The following is a 25,443-nucleotide window of genomic DNA, read 5'->3' on the forward strand; positions in this document are numbered from 1 at the left end:
TGGGTAAACAAAATATATAGGGCGTATAAACACACACCTATGTTATACAAAGGTGTGTTTATACGGTTGTTAGCTTTAATTTAAAAAAACTAAACAAAATGAAAATAAAAACTTTACTACTATTTCTTTTGCTTTTTCACCTAAAAAGTATATCACAAGAAAACCCTATTTCAAAAAATGACATTCAAAATGTTTATAAGAATTTAGCTAAAGAATCTATAACTAGAAGTAACTCTCTTTCTATAAATTTAAGTGATCTTGCTTTTAAAGTACCTACAAATGACAACTATCTCCCTCATTTAAAAGTTATCTTTAAACAAAACTCGGGAAGTTTATCTAAAACAATAAATGAATATAGGTTTTTATTCGATTTTTCAAACACGTTTGGTTATAAAAAAGGAGACCTATATAACAGAAAAATTAATTACAAAAATTTAATCCAAAATCAAGATTTAAAAAATGTCACACACATAGAAATTAGTCTAGAATTAATTAAATCTCGAAACGCTAGTGATGATTTAAAGAATCTCATTTCTTCTGTATTAGGAATTTCAATAAACTCAGAAAATTCTCCTTTTGGAGTTAGTCTAATTGATAAAATAATTTCTTCTTCAAAAAAAGATGGTTTAACAAATTTACTTTTTCAAAACGAATTTGAAATTCCTAGTAATTTTGATGAATATAATAATTTAAAAAAATCAGACAGGAATACACCATATATTAGTTCAAATGATAAAATAGGAATTATTCTAGATTCATCAATCGAAGATAACTCAGGAACTTTAATTGGAGGCATAAGTAATATTATAAATAGTTTATCAAAATTCACTTATGGAAAAAAAATCATTGAAAAACCGATTGTGGATTTTAATGGCGTATTATCATTGAGTTTCACAAAAAACAGATCAAAAGTTCTTCCTAAAGTTGTAAAAGAAAAAATAAGGAATTTAGTAGAAAAAATTGACAATCTAGATCCTTCTCAAATCCCAACAACTAAAGAAGGAATTAATGATTATATCTCTAGAAATTACACATCACTTGAAGAAAAATTAAATTTACTTAGAGAGGCAGATGGTATAACAGAAACTCAAAACAAACATTTAGGATTAATTGTAAATTTAGCTAAAGTATATTTTAGAAAATTTGTATATAACAATGCTAAAAGTCCTTCAGTTATTACAAGCGCTCATTTCTTTAATTCTTATAATTTATTCAAAAAAAAATGCAGAAGAACAACAAACTATACACAAGTTAAATATATAAATGACATATATACTAAAGAAAATAGTTCAATGAACAAACAAAAAAATGATGAAATTTTGTCTGAACTATTTTTATTCCCGTCTTTAAGTGATGAAATTAATCAAGCTTCAATGGACTGGCAGATATACTTAGATGAATATATTAACTCCAAATTATAAACTAAAGCTAATAACTAAGTCTTCGGATTGCTCGCAGAGCAAAATCTGAACTAGGTAACATCGATATTAACAAGCTTCTAGATAAGGTATTGTGAAAACATCAAAAGACTTTTGAGCCATCAAAGGTCTTTTTTGGTGATCTTTAAATTTCTTAAAATTAGAGAATTTTGTAGTTTTATGTACTTTTGAGAAAAGCTAGCCGTGAAACGGGTTTAGTTCAACAATGTACAAGCTTCGTTGACTGCCGCAGGCGAACACAGAAAGCGAGACATACACAAACCATTGAAATTCATTAAGACAAAACAATAAATATGAAGATTAAATTATTAACTACAATAATTGGACTTTTGCTGTTCAATTTAACTTTTGGACAAAATCTGGAAAAATATACTGAATTTAAGAAAGAAGCTGAAAAATTTTATGATGCAAAAGAATATCAAAAATCAGCAGATAAATACAAAGAAGCTTTTGACCAAATAGAAGGAAAAGCATATCCTAATGACAGATATAATGCTGCTTGTTCATACGCATTAGCTAAAGATATTAAAACCGCATTTTACCATCTATTTCGACTTGCAAATGATTCTGATTATAAAAATTATGGACACATAACTACGGACTCAGATTTAGACCTCTTACATAAAGATAAACGTTGGAATGAACTTATTGCAATAGTAAAATCAAATAAAGAAGAATCTGAAAAAGATTTAGATAGACCTTTAATAGCAATTCTTGACTCAATATATATTGAAGATCAAAAATATCGACTTCAAATTGATGAAATTAAAAAGAAATATGGTTGGGATTCTGAGGAAATGAAAGTTCATTGGAGAATTATTAATAAAAAAGACTCAATAAATCTAATTAAAATCAAGAAAATTCTTGACGAAAGAGGTTGGTTAGGCGCAAACATAATTGGCGAACAAGGAAACAGCACATTGTTTTTAGTTATTCAACATTCTGATATTGAAACTCAACTGAAATATTTACCTATGATGAGAAAGGCTGTAAAAATAGGAAATGCACGAGCAAGTAGTTTAGCCCTTTTAGAAGATAGAGTTGCGTTAAGACAAGGAAAAAGACAAATATATGGAAGCCAAATACACAGTGACAAAAACGGAGAAAAATTCGTTGCACCATTGATTGACCCTGAAAATGTAGACAAAAGACGAGCAAAAGTTGGACTAGGACCTCTTGCCGATTATATAAGATTTTGGGATTTAACTTGGGATATTGACAAACATAAGGCACGAACTAAAAAGATTGAATCAGAAAAATAACGAAATGCCATTACTAAATCTTCGGATTGCTCGCAGAGCAAAATCTGAAGATCCCGAAACATCGGGATTGACTGAATACCCCATAACGTATTCTACTTCTCAGATATCCACTTATCAGTTCTTTTTTGTTGATCATTGTAGGTTAAATAATGTACCGCAATTACTAACTGAATATTTGGATTGTCTAAATTAAATTTGGATGGATTCTTGTAAATCCTTAGTTGAAATGAATTTATTGGTTCAAAATCACCAGAGTCAATAAGATCTTCAGTATATTTTTTAATTTCAGTATTGTTTTTTCCGAGCTCAACTAAGTATTTTTGGTATTTTCCGTTATATCTTGAAGTTATCGTCTTTAATTCCAAACCTGTGCTATAATACTTTGCTTTTCGAAACTCCCAGATCCCTTCAAAAGTAGACTTAGAAATGGAATGATATAATTCTTTTTGTTTTTCGAAATCCACATTATCTAAAACCGATTGCCCATCATCTTCCAATAAATCTGGGAAAACTTTATGAAAACAACTCCTTAAATCTGAGTTTTCGTCTTCACATATTTGGTTATTAAAATACTCTGTTATTCTCTGTAAGTCGGCTATCTCTTCTTTTGAAAAATTATTACGCAATTCAGATGTCGAGAAACCCGTAGAACAAGATTTTAACACAAGAACACTGATGATAAGTAAGATTCTAATTTGTGTTTTCATATTAAGCAATCTAAAAGTTTATAATTAGCCTTTTCAAATAATTGTCAAGGTCAATTTTTGAAAATTTCCTTTGTAATCAACAATACCCGTCATGAAAAATTGAAAAGATATCTCGTGTATTATTTCGTATTGCATTCATGTTTAAACATCTATAGCGGCAATAAAACCTAGTCTGATGTTCTGAATCATCAAACTGTGCTCTGGGAGTATTACAGTATTTATCGTATTCCATTTCCATTTAATTCCATATTTGGCAATGATTCCTCATTTTTGAGAAATCTTTTAAACCAGTTCATTACTTCATAGTCTACTTCATCTCTAAATGCTCTCAATCCGTGATCTCCACCTTCATAAATTTTTAATTTATATGGAATCTTATATTTTTTTAACTCCTTTGCCAGTTTTAGTGAGTTGGATGCTTTTACTTTCCTATCCGAATTTCCATGTAGAATTAATAATGGCACATCTTTAGGAAATTTGTAAGCAAAGTAGTAGGCTGACCTTTTTTTTAGTTCTATTTCTTTATTTTTCCAATATTTTGGAATTAATTCAGCATAGACTTTTGTCTCCATTATTGGTCTATCAATAACTGTTTTGTCAGATGGTGCTCCTCCAACAACTGCAGCTTTTATTTGATTTGTTTTCGGTAAAGTAAGATATGTCATCATACCTCCCCTACTCCAGCCATACATTCCAATTTTTGTTTCATCAGCTTCTGGGAATTCTTTAACAACTTCAATTAAGTTTAACACATCGTTTACATCTTTTCCACCAAATTCATCTTTTCCTTCACTTTCTCCACATCCACGATAATTACAACCTATTACCACATAACCTTCATTTGCCATTTTTGAAAAATTATAAGCCACTGGATATTTTGCTTTTCCTTCAAACAATTGTAATGCTCCAAAATCTCGATTTCCTCCTCTATTGTAAAGTATCACTGGATATTTTCCTGCTTTCTTAGGAATTGCAGCAAAGGCCTGAATTTTCAATCCATCGCTCAAATATGTTATTTCAAACATATTAACATTCTCCAAAAAGTGAAATTTCTTCGAAAATTTCTTATCATCAAAGTTTTCATACAAATTTTTATAGTTCTCCCAATTGATTTTCTGCTTCTCTACAATTAGTGCATCTTGAGTTGAACATGAGAAATTCAAAAGAGTTAGCAGAATTAATATCGTTTGTTTCATTTTTTCTATTTATGAGTGAAAAGAACAAGTCTAAAGACATATCTTACTCAAAAAAGCACATTTAAATACCTTAATAAGGTGATTTCTACATAAAAACTATACTTCGACGCCATCGCTTTGATCCCGAAAAGTCGGGACAGGTCTTTCTTTATTTTATTCAGTTGTTTTTTAAAAAAGTGTTCATCTGTTCGCTTCGCTCGGGTGACATAAAGAAAGAGCCCTTTCTTATGTCATTTTCTCAATCCATTAATATCATATCGTGATACAAAATTCCAGATCAATTCGGCGGTACTTTGACCTTGATAAGTAGCGCTGAACCACACATGGTTACCTCCAATGTATTTGTAATGCTCAACAGAAACTAAATTATCACCTTGATCATGGATATAATGTTCAATTGTCATTCCTCCACCATTGTCTGTGCTTATAGTTGGGCTTGTGGTTGTATTATTGAAATCAATCCAATGATCTAAGACACTCTGAGTAGAATTATAATAGCTGTTTCCATGATAAGGAAGAACCGCATCAGATGTCCCGTGAAGATGTATCACAGGTATGGGATGACTGGTAGGTCCTGTGCAATCTAACATAGTTCCTGAAACAGATCCTACAGCCGCTATTAATTCGCTTTTATAATTTGCAAGTCCATAAGCCATCATTCCTCCATTAGAAAACCCAACCGCGTAAATCCTTTTTGAGTCAACACTATAGTCATAGGAGATATCATTTATCATCGCTTCAACAAATCCAAAGTCATCAACATTACTTTTATTGTCTCCACCTGTTGGACAAGGATTCCAATGTGAAGAACCATCAGCACAACTACCTTGTGGATATGCCAAAATAAAAGTGTCGGATTCCGCCACTGTACGCATATCAGCATAGTTCATATATTCACTTGCACTACTTCCAAAACCATGAAAATTTAATACTAGTGGAACAGGAGATTTCCCATCATAAGAACTGGGTATATACAATACATATTTTCTATCGATACCATCATGAATAATTGATTGAGAATTTGTATTTGAATAACATGATTCCTCATTTTTATCATTATCCTGACCTTTATTACAGCTGTACATCAGTAACAAAATAACAAGGATAAAAAATGATCTGCTTTTATTCATGATCTTTTAGTTGAATTACGTATATGTTTGATTATATGAAATATAGTCTACTTATATCCGACTATGATTTCATTTTTTTAAACTAAAACCCTTACCCGTGGTTTTAATCAAAAATACATTAAAATAACTAGTGTTAAGAAAGATAAAATTAGAAATAAAAAAATAGACCTATGGTATTTTTAAAAATCGTCTTGTTCCTAGGCTTGAATCCAACGATAAATTTGCCGCAAGCTTGATTTTTTTTCGAAACGAAGGCAGACCTTTTTGTTTTAGCTTATTCCGATGCTTTCGGGGAAGGCTAACTAGTTCAGATTTTGCTTATTTTTTATATCCTGTTGTGAATAAATTTCTTGCTCCTCTAATCCCGCACTTTTGATATTTATTATAAACTTGTGCTGCTCGTTCATCTATTTGTTTTCCATTTTCATTATTAATCCAACCATCAATTGCAGCTTTTAATATATATGCTTCTGGAGCCATTAAATGAGTTGTCCATAGAATTGGCGTCGCATTAGCTTTTCTAATTTCAGGAGTAAAATACTTTCTACTATAACAAGCCAAAATCATAACATCTCTTTTCTTTTTTTCTATTTCTTTATATGTAATATTCACATCAAATTCCATTAATCCGTCATGTCCTATATAAGCTAACAAATCAGAATCTCCTCCAAAATTTAGTTCAATATTATTCTCTTTAATTTTAATTGGATTTTGAGTATTTGATGCTTTTAAAAAATCTTCAATACAAAGTTTAATTTGTTCTCCATCATAAGCATCTGCTAACAAATAAACATCTTTTTTTGAATGTTTAAAAAGTAATCTATCTAAAATATATGGATTAGATGATTGTAATTTCTTAACTAAAACCCAATCTTTTGTTCTTCGTTTCAAAAATGATTTCACTCCATAACCTGCTCCCCAATAAAGATTTAAATTAGGATCTTTTCCATTTCCAATTTGTTCTGGCACTGGAACTATACCTTGAAATTCATTATCACATAATGCAACAAAAACGTGTATTGTCTTTGATTGAGAATAACTTTTTATTGAAAAAATCAATAATATTAAAATCAATAAGTTTCTTTTCATTTTGTTCTTTTTTTAAAAAAAATAGCACAGAGAATGATATCCTCCAAATCCATTTACCAATAATAAAATCCACATTTCCTGACTTCTTCAAGCTACCCAATTAGTAGAGTTTGACATAAGATGTTCTGAGAATCGAACTAATGTTCTTTCAGTCACTCGATCAGTTTGTTGGATTTTTTTCTCTTTTAATTAAAATTACCCAAGTTTTCCCAGATATCAATGAGCTATTTTTTAAGTTTTGTTTTGTGAGTATTTGAAGGTTTATTTATTAGATTTGATTTTTCATATAAATATTTCCTTGTCAACACCATCAATTTTGTGTTTTACCTTCTGTCCCATACTAGCTGAAACATAACCTGCTACTGTTTCTTCTTTTCTTTGCCCACTTGATAGGTAGTCAATATATATTGAGCAATCACCCGTTATTTCCACCCAAACAGTTTTACTCTCTCCAACTTCGAGTTTATCAATATGTCAGCCTCCACATCCAACAATATTAACATCCGTAATTGTAGTGTTTGTTTCATTAGTGAAATTAATTCTCATTGTCCCTAGTAGATTTATAGCCACCAGACAATAAGCAATCATAATTGGAATATTCAGAAACATTAGTACCGAAGTGTTCTGTAGTCTTTTTCTATTCGTTTTTGCATTTTGAATCTTTATTAAAATGGCGATTAATATAACAATGTTTATCAGTCCATTTAATGCAATAAATCCATAACCAACTAAAAGAATTTCAAAGGCAGAAGTCAAATAGTAAAGACTGAATATTATTGTTCCTATAATAAAGGTAAATAATGCTGTTAATCGTCCAGTTTTTATGTACTGCTCAGTTGTCATATTTATCTGTTTGAAAAAAAACTCTTTTTGTTTCTATTTTTTGGTAATGATTTATCTGTTTGCGAATAGAACACCTATCATGGGTAGCTTTTTCTCAAAAAGGCAGGCTATCAAGATATTTTCGGACAGACTATTGAGTTCATATTTTACTCTGCGAGTAATCTGAAGATTTAGTTGTTTAGCACTAGTTTATATGTTTAAATTGTCAGCTCCATATTCTTCATACCATTTGATTATTGATTTTCTTAATGAGGCTACATCTTTATTAAAGTCAGAAGGAGTTCTATAAAATTCATATGTCCAACCAGCTGTAATATCATCAGAGTCCATTTTTTTATCGTGGTATAATAAAACGTAACTTTTAGTTTTTAAATCCTCTTTATTTATAGAAAAAAAATATTGTAGTGGTCTATAAAGTTTTTTGAGTTCATCAGAAATAGTTTTAGGTAAAAGAGGGTGGTTTTTGAATTTTAAAAAAGGGAAAGTGTTTTCTATATTATTTCCTCTCACACAAATAATGTCAAATTTAGAGTAATTAAATCCCAATGCAATTTCAAAAAAACTAAATGTATATCCTGTTATTATTTGATGTTCTTTGCCAGAAGAATCAGGAGTCATTTTATACATCATATTAGATATTTCCATTGAGCTAATAGAAGTTGCTAATTCTGAAACAATTTCTAGCTGTTTATTATGAAATTGTTTTTTTACATCAAAATTTTTAAATGCTTTGTAAGCTAAAACAACTAAAATAACATTAATTATTAAACTCCAAAAAGCGATAACTACCCCCTGAAATGAAGCAAATTCAGACAGAATAGTTGAATTTATTGGTGATTCTATACTTATAAAATAATCTTTAATCCAAAATAATAGTGGGACAATCAGACTCAAACCAATCAGAGAACAGCCAATAATTAGAGTTAGTTTTATTTTTTTCATAATTGTAGTTAAGGTTTAAAGCAAACGGAAGTTTTAATTTCGTTTTCTGTTGTAAAGCTTTTGTTTTATAAGGTTTAAATCGATTGCCTTTTCTAAATATCCGACAATTCTAAAAAATACTTGTTATGACTTAAAATGAAAAACCAAGTCCATTTGCTTTAGCAATTTCAATTGGAGCTTTAAGTGGAACTGTTATCGCTTATTTAAAGCAATAATAGACACGACTAAGGATATAATACTAATTATTATAGGGAGATGTTTTGAGTATAACTCTATTATTTTCAATTTAACGAAACCTCCTTTTTTTAAGAAATTTTCGGTATTATGATTAGGTTTTATTGAAGCACCCTTGATGTATTCTATTATCTCTACTGATTCGTTATTTACTTTTATTATTTTTTTATAAAGTCTTTTAAACTCCGTTTCAGATATGTTCATTAGTTTAGAATACGTTTCCACTTGACTTTTACTGTCGTGCTTTAATTTTACAGATAGCTTTAGAATGTTATTCATTTGTATCTCATCTTTCATATTTAGTTCTGTTAAATACTCACCAACAACCATATAAACACACCCTCAAATAACAAAGGCACATTCATAAGTCATTATACGTTTATACTTTTTTGTCATAATAAAAAACACAAAAAGCCCAATAAACACAGGTTTTGGAGGTGAATTTAGAGGTACTATTTATATTTTTGAATATCATAAGACTAAGGTACGAAAAACAATTTTATGAAGGAAGGATAAACGAATAATACCAATTACGGTGTTCATTTACCCATTGATTTTAGTCTCTTTTTCGGAGAAATTCGTTGTCGAACATCCCCCTTTCCCTCCCGATAAATCGGGACAAGCTATTCGAAGAGGGCTTATACCAACCTGTAAATCAACACCGTAATTGGTATAATTAACCGAATATTCGAATGATATACGGCTATTGTTTTTAGATTTAGTTGGACTTATCTTTCCCTGCTCGATCTCCCTAGCCCCGCTCCCGCCAACAAAAACACACAGTGATTTACTCCTGACAATTTTTAATTGGTAGCCGTACTGAGAATAAAGAACCACAAAGCATACAACAAAACCCATTAAGGTTTTTTTTTCTTGTAAAAAAGTTGATTTGGCTTGATTATCTGTGTCCACACACCTTGTCCCGAGTATCGGGGAATTAGAATTGGCGGAGCGGGGGAAGTATTACATTCATTAGTCTTTTATATTATGCCATTCATGATCGCACCCATTTCTACATTCTGTTTCACGTCTAAAAGTATCAGCTGTCTTGAAAATACTCAACATGATTATAAAAGATTTTCGTAATTCAGAATCAGGTAAGTCTACAGTTTTATTAGTTGCTATCTTAAAAGCATGTGTTTTGAAAAGAACTACTGGTGTCATTGTTTCTTTAATCGGTGCAATTTTTATTGCAGTCAAAATTAACTCGTCAGTTGGATGTGATTGTTGATGAACATAATTAAATTATCTCGAATCCCCTTTTGAGCAGACAAATCAAACTGGTCAAACCAATCCATTATCTCAGAGTCAGACAGTTTATCTTGAGCGTATTTGTTAATATTTACTTCTATCTCTGTCATTATTTTTGAAATGTTCTTCGAAACGTAAGCAAACCATTTCTCTGTATATTTTAAGAAAGGTGTAATGCCGATACATTACTAAAAGTCAATCGTGAACATGGTGAATTAATTGTGTATTCAGTAAGTAATCAGTACAACAGCTTGGTTTTTTCTCAATCCCGATGTTTCGGGACAGACTATTGAGTTCATATTTTGCTCTGCGAGTAATCTAAAGATTTAGTTGTTACCCACAGTTATCATTTTAAATATCCCAATTCTCTCCGAAATACAGTATTGACTTTGCTAATCTTTCATTCTCCTCTACCCATAAATCATCAATAAATAGAAAATAGTTGTAAAATATTTCGATCGAGTTAACTGATATTTCTGCAGAATGCTCATTTACAATAATTTTGCTTTTTTCAGGAAGATTACTTAATTCCATTTCCTTAATTTCAGATAAAGATTTTTCTTGTATTTCTATATCTTCAAGTTCCGTAATTGGATAGTTTGCAAATGTTTCTAATACTTTTTTTAAATTATTGCTTTTTAGTTGGTTTTCAATATGTTTTATGTAGTTTAATTCATTTATAGAATATAAAACATCTTCAATCTCATTAATTTCGTTATTTACCAAAAAGTCAAGAAGATTATTTAATCTAACACCTTCTATTTTTATGACTGTCATATCCTCAAGATTTGAACCGTCATAAATTGGTGAGGACAAGAAATATGTATAACCTTCATTCTTTCCCTTTACATTTAATGTTGGAATGTCTTCGTTAATTTTAATTCCGTTTATTCCAAATGAAGTCGGTAAAATATCATTAAACCAGATTTCTGTTTTTTCTTTGTTTTGTTTTTTATACTCTTCTGTGAAAATAAACCAACCTAATTCAATTTCATCATCATCAGTAGCAACTTTTATACAGTTTTCATCTCCAGTGATTTCATTTATATATAAGCCTTCTTCTAATAATTCAAGTAAGTTTTGGAAATTTTCAGGTTTTTTAGGTTTTGATTCATCTTTATTTCCCTTATGTCCTTTTTTTTCAAATAGTTTACTAAAAAGAGATTGTTTTTTTTCTTTTACTTCTTCTGTTTTAATGTCAATGGGAAAACCATAAACGTCTATTCCTAACAAATCAGAATATTTGTCTGAATTTAAAGTTTCCCAATTTTCAATAAACCAATCATATATAGAGTTTGATTCAAATTCTTTAATGTGTCTTAGGTTTGATTTATATGCTGTTCTATATGCAAAATATATTTTCATTTGTATTTTTTTAATTGTGAGTAACGTCCTCGGCTATGCGTAGTGCGGGTTTTAAAAGCTGAACTTATGGTTTAGCACAGACCCAAGCGATCCTTTTGTTTATTGGTTAAATTTCTGTTTACTAATATACAAATTGTGAGCGGTTTTCTTGTAATGACCTTTCGGTTTTTCCTATCAGCCCGCATTACGTATGAGCCATTGTTGAACTAAACCCGTTTCACGGGTAGTTTTTTCCCGAAATTACTTAAAACTACAAAATTCTCTAATTTTAAGAAAGTCAAAATTACATATTATGAAAAAAAAGAGAACTTTTAGTAGACAAAACCTAAGGTAAAAAAAACGAAACGCTAAGACGTAATGAGATCGCTATGTCTTGTAGTGAGGTTCTACCAAAAAACGAACAACAAACCGATATTCTCCTACCAAAAAAAGACCTTTGATTGCTCAAAAGTCTTCTCTTTATCTTCTTAAAGTCCTGAAAAATGGATTTGTATAGCCTAAACTTATTTGTCGCAAAACCCATAGTGTCTTGAAATGTTTTTCGAAACGTAAGTAAACCATTTCTCTGTGTAATTTAAGAAAAGTGTAATGCCGATACATTACTAAAAGTCAATTATGAACAAAGTGAACTAATTGAATATTTTTGTAAGTAATCGGTACAACAGTGTGGGTTTTAGTCAATCCCGATGTTTCGGGATCTTCAGATTTTGCTCTGTGCGTGATTTGAAGATTTAGTTATTGTACGTAGTTATTTTTTCTTGCGATATTCAATTTCGTGTTTATCTAAATACTCATAAAGTGTTCCTGATTCAATTGTGTCAAAAGCTGATTCTTTAGCTAACTCCAATGATTCATATTTAACTTTGCTTTTAAGCTTATGGATAGTTAGTTGAAAGTTAGTTTTTTTAATTTCCTCGATTTCCACTTCAAATAAATTTTGCTTTATCAGGTACTTTCCTTCGTTGTACTTCCATCTTTTTGACTTTATGAATCGCATTTTTCTACTCCTGTATCGATTCATAGTTTCTCTTTTATTTGAAGCGATTTGTGAGTCAGTCAAATTATCACAGCAAACTGTGCCAACTTCAAGAAAACCCCAATTTGGGTGAGAAATCAAATATTTATGTCTGATTGTTGCTCCACAACCACTATTTTCACAATCACTACTAAATTCACCCGAATCCTCTTGACCTAGAAATTCCCAACCTATTTTTGGTTGAATAATTCCGTGTTCAGCTGCGTGACAACCTTTACATAAAGTTTCACAATTTACAGTTCCATATTCCCAGGGTAACTTTCCTTTCAAATAAATTTTATGGTGCACTTGTAAAATAACCTCATTTTTTGAACGCCCACATCTCACGCAATTATATCCGTCAGATTCAATTACGTTTTCTCTAAATTCTATCCATTCTTTTCTGTTGTATAGAGACATTTCAATATGAGGTTCTAATTATGCACAACGGTTTGAATATGGTGCGTTTGACATTTCAACGCTCTAAACTTTCGTTTTACCAACATCTTTCTTAATTGCTATCATCTTTATTATTAATACTATCTGCCAAATGCACTGTGTTTTTTGTTACAGTGCGTAATTAATTCATATTCTCTATCAAATAATCGATTAAAGGTAATATCCTTAAGTAATCAACACTTATTTCAAACTCATCATCGACTCCCATTTTTTCTAGTTTAATTATTCCATTCTTTAAGTTCTCAAAGTTTTGATTTTCACTTACAATTATTTCTGTATTTGAATTTTCTTCTATATGTTCTTTTAGTCCTGTTTGAATTTGATAATAAATATTCTGGATTATTCTGATTATCTCTGTATTTACTCTTGAAAATGTTTGGAGTTTTGTGCTTGTATAGTACTTGTCATTTATTATGAATGAAACATTTAAACCAGAAACCCACATCTTTCTAACATCATCTATTGAATAATTTGGATTCTCCCCAAAAGGCATGTCAGGCATTGAAGCAATCCCTAATACAGGCAATAAAAAATCAAATTCATGAATAAGTATTTTCAGATTTCGGTCCGTATACAGATCATTATGACCTCCAATACTTAAAAAGTACATTACATCATTTACCGTCACATAATAAAGCAAACTATCTTCTCTTGTATTGTGATTGTCTAAATGAAAATGTCTAATTCCAAATATTTGGTTTGTGAAATCAACTCTATATCTCCACTTTTCATTATCTCCTTCAAAAGTATCAAAGTATCTCTTCGATGATTTTGGAATAAACCCTAATGAATTTGAATTCACATTAATATCCCCTTCTTCTAGATGAGTAATTAAACTTTCATAATTTTCTTTCGATTTTTTAGAAAGCCCCTCGGTTTTTAATTGAGAAGATTTGATTATTTTCCACTTGATTGGCAAAACCTTAGTTTGTAAATACCGTTCTGTAACAAACACTAAGTCTGTTAATGCTCTATATGAACTATATATTCCAGAAACGTCTGGCATATATTGAATTTCTCTTTCAGGTAGAATTCGCTTTACTCTTTCTAATATCTGATGGAAAATATATTCAACAACATTCATTTTTGTACTGTTTTGCTTTTGTGCCCTGTAACAACCGAATAAACACACCCTAGCATAACACAAGTGCATTTACAAGCCTTATAACGTTAATACTTTTTTGTCATAATCAAAAACACAAAAAGCCCAGTAAATACAGGTTTTGGAAGTGAATCTAGAGGTTCTATTTATATTTTTGAATATCATAAGACTAAGATACAAAAAACAATTTTACGAAGGAAGGATAAACGAATAATACCAATTACGGTGTTCATTTACCCATAGATTTTAGTCTCTTTTTCGGAGAAATTCGTTGTCGAACATCCCCCTTTCCCTCCCGATAAATCGGGACAAGCTATTCGAAGGGGGCTTATGCTAATGTGTAAATTAACACCGTAATTGGTATAATTAACCGAATATTCGAATAATATACGGCTATTGTTTTTAGATTTTGTTGGACTTATCTTTCCCTGCATGATCTCCCTAGCCCCGATAGAGGCGGTATCCTTTTTCTTTTTCCTTAGAAAAAGAAAAAGATTGAGCCGAAAGCGGGTTTCCGCTCCAAAAAAAAAGACTCATCAAAAGGTATTGACGAGTCTTTTTGTTTAGAAACATAAAGATATTTTTAGCTCAGTCCTGCAATTTGTTCTTGTAGTGCTTGGATTTTGGTTTCCATATCCGATTTTTTCTTTTTCTCTAGGATAACGACCTTTTCGGGTGCGTTTGCCATAAATCTTTCGTTGGAAAGTTTTTTGAGTACTCCGTTGAGAGATCCTTGGGTTCTTTTGAGTTCGTCCTGCAATTTTTTGAGTTCTTCCTCTACATTGATATTTTCGTTGGCGGGAATAAAATATTCCGAACCGTCTATACGGAAAGAAAATGCTTGCTGGGGTTTCTCTGCATCAAAATGGATTTGTGAAACATTGGCTAGTTTTTGAACCAAAGCGGCGTAAGGTTTTACAAAATCGGCATGGGTGGCAAAAACTTCCATAGATTCTCTTGGGGAAATTCCTTTGGAGGCTCTCATGGCTCTTACTTGGGTATTGATCTGGAAAATATGCTCTAGGTCTTTGATGTTTTGTTCATCAAATTCTTGATGGTCTGCCCAAGCTTCTTCCATGATGGTTTTTCCTTCTTTCTGGCTTCCTAGTTTATGCCAAATTTCTTCTGAGATAAAAGGCATAAATGGATGAAGAAGTTTCATGAGTTCTTCAAAAAAGTAGGTGGTTTTGTCCAGTGTGGCTTGGTCAATGCTGTCTCCATAGGCTGGTTTTATAGCCTCTAGATATTGTGAGCAGAAGTCGTTCCAGATTAGTTTATAGAGCGATTTTAGGGCATCGGAAACTCGGTAATTATCAAAGTTTTTGTTTACAAAAGCGGTAATTTCTGCCAGTTTGTTTCCAAACCATTGGATCGCTATTTCGTTTGAAGCAGGTGTTTCTTTTTCTTCGCTTTCCCACATTTTTGTTAGGCGGAGGGCATTCCAAAGTTTGTTGTTGAAATTTCTTCCTTGTTCACAAAGTGGGTAATCTACACTTCCGTCTTTGTTATCTACCGATTCGAATTTTAGGTCGTTTCCAGCGGCAGAAGTAAGGAGTAATCCTGCACGAACTCCATCGGCACCGTATCGTTCTATGAGTCCAAGGGCATCTGGTGAATTTCCGAGTGATTTACTCATTTTTCTTCCCAACCCGTCACGGATAAGTCCTGTGAAATATACGTTTTTGAAGGGTTTTTCGTCCTTGTATTCATAACCTGCCATAATCATTCTGGCAATCCAGAAAAAGATAATATCGGGTCCTGTTACAATAGTTTCCCCTGGGTAATAGTAGTCTAATTCTTCTTTTGAGAAAACACCCATTGGCCACAGCCAAGAAGAGAACCAAGTGTCTAATGCGTCTTCATCTTGTTTTAGATCTGCGGTGGTGAGTGCCGTGTTTCCTGTTTTTTCTTGTGCCAATGGAAGGGCTTCTTCTATCGTTTTTGCAACTACAAAGTCGTTTTCTCCTTCTCCGTAATAGAATGCAGGAATCTGATGTCCCCACCAAAGCTGACGTGAAATACACCAATCTTTGATGTTTTCCATCCAATGACGATAGGTGTTTTTGGTATTTTCTGGGTGGAATTTTATGGTGTCGTCTAGCACGTTTTTGAGTGCAGGCTCTGCCATTTCTTTCATGGAGCAAAACCACTGCATAGAAAGTCTAGGTTCTACCACAGCGTTGGATCTTTCGGATCTTCCTACTTTGTTTTGGTAATCTTCTGCTTTTAGCAGGATTCCTTGATTTTCGAGCTCTTTGGCAATGCTTTTTCGGGCTTCAAAACGATCTTGTCCTACAAAAAGTTGGGCATTTTTGTTGAGTTTTCCATCTTCTGTAAGGATATTGATGGTCTCGAGTTGGTGTTTTTTACCTAAGTCATAATCATTGAGATCATGTGCTGGGGTAACTTTCAAACATCCTGTACCGAATTCCATATCCACATATTCGTCTTCTATAATAGGAATTACACGGTTTACGAGGGGTACAATGGCCTTTTTTCCTTTTAGGTGCTGGTATCTTTCATCATTAGGATTGATACAGATAGCGGTATCACCCAAAAGAGTTTCAGGTCTTGTGGTGGCTATTGTTAAGAATTCTTCGCTTCCTTCTATGGCGTATTTGATATGATAAAGCTTGGAGTTTTCTTCAGAATAGATTACTTCTTCGTCAGAAAGTGCTGTGAGTGCTTTGGGATCCCAGTTTACCATTCGGGTTCCTCTATAGATTTTTCCTTTGTTGTAAAGATCTATAAAGGCATGGATTACATGCTCAGAATAGTCTTCGTCCATCGTAAAGGTAGTTCTACTCCAGTCACAAGAAGCTCCTAGTTTTTTGAGTTGTTCTAAGATAATTCCTCCGTGTTTGTCTTTCCATTCGAAAGCGTGTTTGAGGAATTCTTCTCTTGTCAAGTCTTTTTTATCGATTCCTTCACTTGCCAGTTTTGCCACGACTTTTGATTCTGTAGCAATAGAAGCATGATCGGTTCCAGGAACCCAGCAGGCATTTTTTCCCATCATTCGGGCTCTACGAATCAATACATCTTGAATGGTATTGTTGAGCATGTGTCCCATGTGCAATACTCCCGTAACGTTTGGCGGGGGAATTACGATGGTAAAGGCTTCTCTGTGGTCTGGTTTAGATTCAAAAATTTTTTGATCCATCCAGAATGCATACCATTTGTTTTCAATCTCGTTTGGACTGTATTTACTGGCTAATTCCATGAAAATAAATCGTTTTTTTAATAAGCAAATACAAAAATAGTAAATGCCAAGTGAATATGGGTATAAGTAGGTTTATTATTTGGTGCAAACCTCTTTCTAGTGCTTGGTTTATTTTTACTCTTCAAAGATTCTCCCGTTGACATACACAGTATCTATGCTTGAAGCGCCAAAATTATAAGGAATAAAAGCAAGTGATGGAATTTCTTTTGTAATCATAAAATTCGCTTTTTTACCTTTGGTAATACTTCCTAAAATTTCTTCAGATTCCATAGCAAAAGCGGCATTTAAGGTAAGTGCATTCAGTGCTTGTTCTGGCGTAAGTTTTTGTTTGATACAGGCTAAGGAGAAAACAAAAGATAGATTTCCCGAAGGCGTAGATCCTGGATTAAAATCACTAGCCAATGCAAGGGCTACATTATTTTTAATCATTGTTTTTACTGGAGCATACGGAATACTTAGGAAAAAAGAACATGAAGGTAAGGCGGTAGCAATCGTTTTTGCTTGTGCTAATGTTTCAAAATCTTCCGTATTCATTTCTTCTAGATGATCTACAGAAATGGCATCAAATTCTACTCCTTTTTGAACGCCTCCAAAGGCATTGAACTGGTTTACATGGATTTTTGGCTTTAAGCCAATGTTTTTTCCAGCTTCCAAAATTTTGTGTGTATCCTGAAGGTCAAAATATCCTTTTTCGCAGAAGATGTCGATATAATCTGCCAATTGTTCTTTTTCTATAACAGGTAATACTTCTTGGATCAGCATATTTAAATAAGCTTCTTTATCTTCTTTGTAGGCTTTTGGCAATGCATGAGCTCCAAGAAAAGTAGCTTTTATGGGAATCCAATTTAAGTTTTTAAGCTTCTTAATCACTCGAAGCATTTTTAGCTCGGCTTCGGCACTCAAACCATATCCCGATTTTATTTCGATAGCACCTGTTCCCATCTTTATCAATTCTTTGAGGCGCGCTTTTGCTTCTTCAAAGAGTTGTTCTTCTGGTTTGTTTGCTAGTTTTTGTGCAGAATTGAGGATTCCCCCACCCCTTTCGGCAATTTCTTCATAACTCAAACCATGAATTCTATCCTGAAATTCTCCATCTCTTGGTGCTGCAAACACAAGATGTGTGTGTGAATCTACATAGGTTGGTAAAATCATTTTACCAGTAATATCAACTATTTCTGGACAAGAAAGATATTTTTTTGGCAAATCTGCCATTGTCCCAAAATCGGCAATAATTCCTTCTTTTATATAAAGAAATGCATTGGAAAGAGCAGGACATGTATTCATGGCTTCTCCTCTTAATGCTTGATGAGTTGCTTCTCTTACTTGATACAGTGATTTTATGTTGACAAAAAGTGTTTCAGACATATTTTTTAGTCGAGTATTTTAATGTTTTCTATGGCTTCTTTGTGGCTTAGAGCCTTGGGATAAAAGCTCAATATTTTGTTTAGAACTTCTTCCAAAATGGTATCTGGACAACTCGCTCCACTGGTTAGCATAATTCTAGGCACTTTATTTTTGGGTAAAAAATGAGGCGTAGAATCCATTTGTTTTTCTCTAAAATGAAAATAATTAACCGTTTGATTTTCTTTTATTTCAGAAGTATTACAGATATAATAGGTTGCCAATTTTTCTTCGCAAAGTTCTACCAAGTGAGAAGTATTTGAAGAATTATATCCTCCAACTACAATTGCCAAATCTGCTTTTTGATCTAGCATAGAAATCGTGGCATCTTGGTTTTCATTGGTGGCATAACACAGTGTGTCTCTAGTATTGGCAAAATGTGCTCTAAAATCGTCTCCGAAGCGTTCTTTGTAGGCGTTTTCAAGAAAATCTGAAATTTCAGCAGTTTCTGTTGCCAGCATAGTTGTCTGGTTAATTACCCCTACATTCAATAAATGCTTAGACGGGATAAATCCATCAGACATTTTTCCTTCCAGTTTATTGCAAAGTTCTTCCTCCGTAATTTTTTGTGTGATAAAATCGGCAATGATCTGTGCTTCATTCATGTTTTTTATCACTATTGCTTCGGCATTTTGAAGACTATGAGAAAAAGTGGCACGCGTTTCTTCGTGCTCATATTTTCCATGAATGATAAGGTTATAATCTTTTTTTCCCAATTGTTCTGCTCTTTTCCACACTCTTGTTACAAAAGGGCAAGTGGTGTCATAAGGAAGAAATTCAACACCTTTTTCTTTAAGAATTTCTTTGGTTTCAATACTGGTCCCAAAGGCAGGAATAATGACAATATCATCACTTGTTATTTCATCCCAAGAAATAAGTTGATTTCCCTTTGTATCCATAATAAAACGCATTCCTTGTCTTAGCAAATCATCATTTACATCGGGGTTATGGATCATTTGCGAAAGCAAATAAATATTTTTCCCAGGATTCTCTGTGATAGCCCGATAAGAGCGTTCTATGGCGTTTTCTACTCCATAACAGAATCCAAAAGAACGAGATAAAATAAACTCGACACTTCCATAAGATAAAAGTGTAGGTCTAAAGTCTTTTTTTCTAGGATCTTGTTGGTTTCTGTAGTTCTGAACCTCTTTAATGGTAGAGGAAACATACTGCTCTGGCAGATCAAATTTTTTCATAGGTGGCTGTTAGCACTTGGCTATTTTATGTCTTTTGCAGATACTTTTTTACCGTTTTTCATTCCCACAATAAAAGCACCTTTATATCCTGCTTTTCTAGCTTCTTTTTGAAGATTAACTGCATCTTGATATTTTATGGCGTGACCATAAAGGTATTTATACAATCCTTTTTCTTGATAAGCTTCTACAGGATCCAATCCTTTGAATGATTGAAGTTTTTTTGACGAAGCCATTAGCTGAACACAAAAGTAAGTTCCTGTAAGCGGCGGTGGCGAATAAGTCTCTGTACTGGCATTCCAAATCGATTCTTGTTCTTTTTTGTACTGCTTGATGGCCGTTGCAATGGCTCTTGCAGAGTTGTACTTTCCTTTATTAGAATTGAGATAATCTTCTTCTTTATGATTGGTTAAAAAACCTAATTCTACCAGTACCGATGGCATAGAAACGGCTCTCATTAAATACAATGCTTGGTGTTTTACACCTCTATTTTTTCTTTTACTTTTTGTGATCAGTTGATTTTGGATTTTATCACCAAGAGAGATACTTTGGTTCAAAAACATATCTTGATACAAGATGCTTCCATAAAAAGAATCTTGATGTTTTTTCATGAAGGCTTTTGTTTCTTTTTCTCCGTCGTGTTTTAGGAAAAAACCATTTTCTTGAATGGCAATTCTACTTTTTTCTTTATGATTTTGACCAAGAACAAGGCAAGAACTTCCGTTTACATGTTTTTTATGAAATGCATCGCAGTGAATAGAAACAAAAAGGTCTCCCTTATTTTTATTTGCAAAATTGGCTCTTTGGGGCAATTTTGGATATACATCTTTCGTTCTTGTATATAATATCTTCACATTAGGAAGCTCTTTTTTTAAGATTTTCCCGAGTCTCAAAGCAACATCTAGTACAATGTCCTTTTCTTTGGTTTTGTATCTTGAAGTTCCTTTGTTTCCTGCATCTATACCACCATGACCAGGATCTATGATGATTGTCTCAATGGCTTTAGATTTTACTTGTGAAGTAGAAGTAAAAGCGAATATCAAGAAAAAGCTGAGTAAAAGTTTTGGGTTCATATTATAAAATCTATAATTTGTTTAGTTTTGAACATCGTTTCAACAAAAATAAGAGAATATACTTTGGTATCAAAAAGAAGAAGCCGATCTTGGCTCATTATTTTGCATTTTTTTGCCTTTTTGGGTGCTTTCTTACCAGTTTTTGGTCAGAACGATTCACTCCAAACAAAAATAGACTACGGATTTAACCCCAATATCACAGAAACCATCACTTATTCTGCAAAGGATACGGCAAAAGCCATGATGCAAGATGATATCATAGAACTCAAAAATCAAGCAAAAGTTAATTATGGTGATTTCCAGCTAGAAGCAGGTTATATCCGTGTAGATATGAAGGCTAAAATGGTGTATGCCACAGGAATTTTGGATTCTAATGAACAAATTATTCAAAAACCTATTTTTACGCAAGGAAATAAAATATATGAAGTAGATACGGTGCGCTTTAACCTAGAGTCTAAAAAGGGAAAAATAAAAACCCTACATACGCAAGAGGGAGAAGGTTATGTAAAAGGAATCGATATCAAAAGAATGCCCGATGAATCTTTTAATCTAAAACAAGGGATTTATACGACATGTAATCATCCTGAGCCTCATTATTATATTCGTGCAAAAAGGATGAAATTCACCAAAGACAAAAAAATATTTACTGGACCTGCAAGACTGGTAATCGGTGGTGTAGAAACACCGTTGCTTTTGCCTTTTGCCTATTTTCCGCTCTCAGAGAAAAAAACTTTTGGAATTCTCATGCCTTCTTATAATTTTTCGAGAACTAGGGGTTTTAGTTTAAACGGACTAGGTATTTACCTTGGACTAAGTGAGTATTGGGATAATAAAATGGAATTTGATATTTTCTCTTCAGGAGGATATAATATCAGAAATTTTACTCGCTATAAAAAAAGATATGGTTTTTATGGAGATGTCCAACTCTCTTTATCTCATGTAAAAAATATTGAAGGGGTTTTAGGAGCTACAAAAAATCATTATAAATTAATCTGGAATCATCGTCAAGATGCAAAGGCAAATCCTTATGGAAGGTTTTCTGCAAATGTAAATATCCAAGATGCTAATTATAATTTGGTCAATAATGTAAACCTAAATAATAAAGTGACCAATGAATTTCAATCTACCATTACTTATGATAGAAATATCTTTAATAATGCATTAAATATTTCGCTTACAGGAACACATCATCTTTCAAATTCTGAGAACAAACCTGTGGATATCACACTTCCTGAGTTGAACATAAGAACAAACGGGAATATCTATCCTTTCAAAAAGCTTTTTTCTTCAGACTCAAAAAACTTTTTGAAAAAACTAAGCATCAACCCTTCTCTTCAGAGTAAGTATATGGTAAACACCTATGATTCGCTCATGTTTACGGATAAAATGTTTCAAGATGACCAAATTGGTGCTTATTATAATGTTCCTATTAATATACAACTAAAGGCAACTTCAGCCTTGAGTTTTACACCTACAATGGGTTATAGAGGATATTTGTATAGAGACCGTTTTTCTTACTCTTATAATGATGCACTACAAAAAGTAGATACCTCAAGAAATAGAGGATTGCATCATGCCTACGATTTTAATGCAGGATTGGGGGTGAATTTTAGCCCAAAGATTATCGGAATATTCAACTTTGGAAAGGATAAGAAAATTACTGCCATGCGCCATATCATCTCTCCTTCTTTAAGTTATTCTTATGGTTTTAATTTTTTAGACAGAAATAGATATCATACCTATATTAACGAAACTCAAGAATGGTATAACCACTTTGATGAAGCCGTTTATTCTGTGCCCACTTCCCCTTCTTTGAAAAACCAAAATAGTCTCGGGTCTATTAATCTTCGTTTAGCAAATGATTTGGATGTAAAAATTAGATCGAATGAAAAAGATACCACAAATGGAGGTTTCAAAACAATAAAAAGACCGCTATTTTCCGCATTTGATTTTAATACTTCCTACAGTCTAGATGCCGATAGTTTTGCACTGAGCGATATTCAATTCAATTATAATTTTGGACTTATAAAAGGACTCAATTTGATAGGTGGAGCAGATTTTAACCCTTATCAAGTAAGGGATGGAAAAAGCATCGATAAGTACTTTTTTCAAAAAGGTGGTGGTTTTGCCGAAGTAAAAACAGCAAGAGCAGGTTTGAGTTATACTTTTAACTCTAAAAGTAAAACAGGGAACTCTACCATGGAAAAAATTGCCGCTCGTAGAGCCGAAGGGAATTTAACACCTTTTGAAGAACAACAACTAGATGAAATAGAACGTTTCTCTAGCCGATATGTAGATTTTGATGTCCCTTATAGTTTAACGACTTCTTATAGCTTTAGATACACAAAAAAATATGACACAGAATCTGAAAAATCGCATATTCTCAATTTTGATGGAAATGTCAGTCTAACCAATAGTCTAAAAGTTAATTTTGCAACAGGTTATGATATCTTAAAAGGAGAATTTTCTCATTCGAGTTTTGGTTTAATAAAAGATCTTCATTGCTGGAGAATGTCTTTTAATTGGATCCCAACAGGGATTCACGAAAGTTTTACTTTTGAAATAGCAGTAAAGGCCTCTGTACTGCAAGATTTGAAACTTACCAAAAATGGAAACTCTTTTGATAATAACTCTTTCTTCTAACAAAAAAGACTCTATAAACTCTAGTATTTTTTTTAACACTAAAATAGCTCCTCAAATTTTGATTTCAAAGAATTGATGACTACATTTGAGAGACTGAATGGATAGGAAAACATCATGCTATTAAATTTTTCTGGAAAAATAGTTTCATTGATTCTCAAGCACCGTATGAATTCTATTGAAAAATCTGTGGCTTCACCACAAGAGGTTCAATGGGAAACATGGCGATCTTTGATAGAAGCTGGATATGAAACGCAATTTGGAAAAGATCATAATTTTGAGAAAATTTCCTCTATTTCAGATTATCAAAAACTGGTTCCTATTCACGATTATGTGGGACTCCTACCCTATTTAAACAAAACCAGAAAAGGCGAAAGTAATGTCCTTTGGCCTGGGAAAATAGAATGGTTTGCAAAATCATCTGGAACAACAGATGCCAAGAGTAAATTTATCCCTATTTCCCAAGAAAACCTTCTCGATTGTCACTTCAAGTGTGGAAAAGATTTACTTTCTATTTATCTAAACAGATTTGACAAAGAAGCGGAAATTTTTTCTGGTAAAAGCTTAGTTTTAGGTGGAGCTCACGCCATAAGCGAACACGATTTCGGGATATTAGAAGGGGATCTTTCTGCCATCATTATCGAGAATTTACCCATTTGGGTAAGTTGGAGACGCTCTCCCTCAAAAGAAGTTGCCTTAATGGAAGAGTGGGAAGAAAAACTAGACAGAATGGCTGACGAATCTATAAAAGAGGATATCAGAACAATTGCAGGTGTTCCAAGTTGGACAACCGTACTGCTTAGAAAAGTACTAGAAAAAACAGGAAAAAATCATATCTTAGAAGTTTGGCCAAACTTAGAATTGTTTATGCACGGAGGAGTTAGTTTTGTGCCTTATAAAAAAGATTTTGAAACACTTATAGGAGGACGAATCAATTACCTTGAAATTTATAATGCTTCCGAAGGTTTTTTTGCAATTCAAGATATTCCAGAACGTGACGATCTATTGCTCACTCTTGATTCGGGAATTTTTTATGAATTTGTTCCGATAGAATTTATGCACCAAGAAAACCCAAAAGCATATAGTCTAAAGAAAGTAAAGAAAAACCAAGTGTATGCCATGATTATTAGTACCAATTCTGGTTTGTGGCGTTATAATATTGGGGATACTATAGAGTTTACTTCCATAAACCCTTACCGAATAAAAATTAAAGGAAGAACCAAACATTATATCAATACCTTTGGGGAAGAACTCATGGTAGAAAATGCCGAAATTGCCCTAACAGAAGTATGTGATGAACTGGATTTAAGGTTTATCAATTTCACAGCAGGGCCTAGAATTATTTCCAACGGTGCTTGCGGTTATCATGAATGGCTGGTAGAGTTTGAAGAAAATCATCATAAAATTGACCCCAAAGAAGTTGCCCAAAAACTTGATATTAGATTACAAAGTTTAAACTCAGATTATCAAGCCAAAAGATATAAAAATATGGTGCTCCAACCGCTCAAAATTAATATTGCCCAAAGAGGCTTGTTTTATCATTGGATGAAAAAATCAGGTAAACTTGGCGGTCAACATAAAGTGCCAAGATTATCGAATGATCCAGAGATTTTAGATAATTTATTAAAGGAAAATTCCAAAATCCATAGTTAAGTTTCTTTTATTAAATCTAGAGCATTTGATGTTCACACTTGTCTCCCCTTAATATTGATTACTTGTTATACCGCTAATTATTCGTTTATCCTCCTTCATAAAATTGTTTTTTTGTACCTTAGTCTCATGATATTCAAAAATATAAATAGTACCTCTAGATTCACTTCCAAAACTTGTATTTACTGGGCTTTTTGTGTTTTTGATTATGACAGAGAAATTATAAATGTAT

At 32.5% G+C, this 25,443-nt stretch carries 20 protein-coding genes; 4 read left to right on the forward strand and 16 right to left on the reverse strand.

The annotated features are described in order from the left end of the window. Positions 1–98 precede the first annotated feature (98 nt). Both N4A45_08705 and N4A45_08710 read left to right on the forward strand, forming a co-directional pair. A complete protein-coding gene (locus tag N4A45_08705) occupies positions 99–1,421 on the forward strand; it encodes a hypothetical protein (protein MCT4665294.1) in 1,323 nt (440 codons plus the stop codon). A 311-nt stretch (positions 1,422–1,732) separates the two neighbouring features. Continuing rightward, positions 1,733–2,701: a hypothetical protein gene (locus tag N4A45_08710; protein ID MCT4665295.1), complete on the forward strand. Its 969-nt coding sequence runs from the start codon at positions 1,733–1,735 to the stop codon at positions 2,699–2,701. 92 nt (positions 2,702–2,793) lie between these two features. Here N4A45_08710 and N4A45_08715 read toward each other — a convergent pair whose 3' ends face one another. The 16 genes from N4A45_08715 to N4A45_08790 all read right to left on the reverse strand — a co-directional run bounded on the left by N4A45_08715 (position 2,794) and on the right by N4A45_08790 (position 20,921). Next, positions 2,794–3,408, reverse strand: coding sequence for a hypothetical protein (locus tag N4A45_08715; protein ID MCT4665296.1), 615 nt, complete (start codon positions 3,406–3,408; stop codon positions 2,794–2,796). 218 nt (positions 3,409–3,626) lie between these two features. After that, entirely contained in the window at positions 3,627–4,604 is a 978-nt protein-coding gene (locus N4A45_08720) for a prolyl oligopeptidase family serine peptidase (protein MCT4665297.1), read from the reverse strand. A 230-nt stretch (positions 4,605–4,834) separates the two neighbouring features. Then, on the reverse strand, positions 4,835–5,734 hold the full coding sequence (locus N4A45_08725) for a dienelactone hydrolase family protein (protein ID MCT4665298.1): 900 nt from the start codon (positions 5,732–5,734) through the stop codon (positions 4,835–4,837). Between the two features lie 318 nt (positions 5,735–6,052). Next, positions 6,053–6,823, reverse strand: coding sequence for a hypothetical protein (locus tag N4A45_08730; GenBank protein MCT4665299.1), 771 nt, complete (start codon positions 6,821–6,823; stop codon positions 6,053–6,055). 474 nt (positions 6,824–7,297) lie between these two features. Then, positions 7,298–7,666 (reverse strand): hypothetical protein, encoded by a 369-nt coding sequence (locus N4A45_08735; GenBank protein MCT4665300.1) that lies wholly within the window; start codon positions 7,664–7,666, stop codon positions 7,298–7,300. A gap of 189 nt (positions 7,667–7,855) precedes the next feature. Further along, positions 7,856–8,608: a hypothetical protein gene (locus N4A45_08740; GenBank protein MCT4665301.1), complete on the reverse strand. Its 753-nt coding sequence runs from the start codon at positions 8,606–8,608 to the stop codon at positions 7,856–7,858. Between the two features lie 1,206 nt (positions 8,609–9,814). Then, positions 9,815–10,042, reverse strand: a complete 228-nt coding sequence (locus tag N4A45_08745; GenBank protein ID MCT4665302.1) for a DUF5958 family protein — start codon at positions 10,040–10,042, stop codon at positions 9,815–9,817. A gap of 2 nt (positions 10,043–10,044) precedes the next feature. Further along, positions 10,045–10,203, reverse strand: coding sequence for a DUF5958 family protein (locus N4A45_08750; protein MCT4665303.1), 159 nt, complete (start codon positions 10,201–10,203; stop codon positions 10,045–10,047). A 241-nt stretch (positions 10,204–10,444) separates the two neighbouring features. Then, positions 10,445–11,458, reverse strand: a complete 1,014-nt coding sequence (locus N4A45_08755; protein MCT4665304.1) for a hypothetical protein — start codon at positions 11,456–11,458, stop codon at positions 10,445–10,447. Positions 11,459–12,206: 748 nt separating this feature from the next. Beyond that, positions 12,207–12,893 carry an HNH endonuclease gene (locus N4A45_08760; protein ID MCT4665305.1) on the reverse strand — a complete coding sequence of 229 codons (687 nt, stop codon included), beginning with the start codon at positions 12,891–12,893 and terminating at the stop codon, positions 12,207–12,209. Positions 12,894–13,053: 160 nt separating this feature from the next. Then, positions 13,054–14,016, reverse strand: coding sequence for a hypothetical protein (locus N4A45_08765; GenBank protein ID MCT4665306.1), 963 nt, complete (start codon positions 14,014–14,016; stop codon positions 13,054–13,056). Positions 14,017–14,475: 459 nt separating this feature from the next. Beyond that, a complete protein-coding gene (locus N4A45_08770; GenBank protein MCT4665307.1) occupies positions 14,476–14,607 on the reverse strand; it encodes a hypothetical protein in 132 nt (43 codons plus the stop codon). 10 nt (positions 14,608–14,617) lie between these two features. Further along, positions 14,618–17,254: a valine--tRNA ligase gene (locus N4A45_08775; protein ID MCT4665308.1), complete on the reverse strand. Its 2,637-nt coding sequence runs from the start codon at positions 17,252–17,254 to the stop codon at positions 14,618–14,620. A gap of 114 nt (positions 17,255–17,368) precedes the next feature. Beyond that, positions 17,369–18,619: an imidazolonepropionase gene (hutI, locus tag N4A45_08780; GenBank protein ID MCT4665309.1), complete on the reverse strand. Its 1,251-nt coding sequence runs from the start codon at positions 18,617–18,619 to the stop codon at positions 17,369–17,371. Between the two features lie 5 nt (positions 18,620–18,624). Further along, positions 18,625–19,851 (reverse strand): 4-hydroxy-3-methylbut-2-enyl diphosphate reductase, encoded by a 1,227-nt coding sequence (locus tag N4A45_08785; protein MCT4665310.1) that lies wholly within the window; start codon positions 19,849–19,851, stop codon positions 18,625–18,627. 20 nt (positions 19,852–19,871) lie between these two features. After that, positions 19,872–20,921, reverse strand: a complete 1,050-nt coding sequence (locus tag N4A45_08790; GenBank protein MCT4665311.1) for an N-acetylmuramoyl-L-alanine amidase — start codon at positions 20,919–20,921, stop codon at positions 19,872–19,874. Between the two features lie 27 nt (positions 20,922–20,948). Here N4A45_08790 and N4A45_08795 point away from each other — a divergent pair, with 27 nt between their 5' ends. Both N4A45_08795 and N4A45_08800 read left to right on the forward strand, forming a co-directional pair. Next, positions 20,949–23,564 (forward strand): putative LPS assembly protein LptD, encoded by a 2,616-nt coding sequence (locus N4A45_08795; protein MCT4665312.1) that lies wholly within the window; start codon positions 20,949–20,951, stop codon positions 23,562–23,564. 114 nt (positions 23,565–23,678) lie between these two features. Continuing rightward, the gene (locus N4A45_08800; protein ID MCT4665313.1) at positions 23,679–25,214 is read left to right on the forward strand and encodes a GH3 auxin-responsive promoter family protein; all 1,536 of its coding nucleotides are present in this window, start codon (positions 23,679–23,681) and stop codon (positions 25,212–25,214) included. The last annotated feature ends 229 nt before the right edge of the window (positions 25,215–25,443 follow it).

This window comes from Flavobacteriales bacterium, assembly GCA_025210805.1.
Taxonomy (GTDB): Bacteria; Bacteroidota; Bacteroidia; order Flavobacteriales; family CAJXXR01; genus JAOAQX01.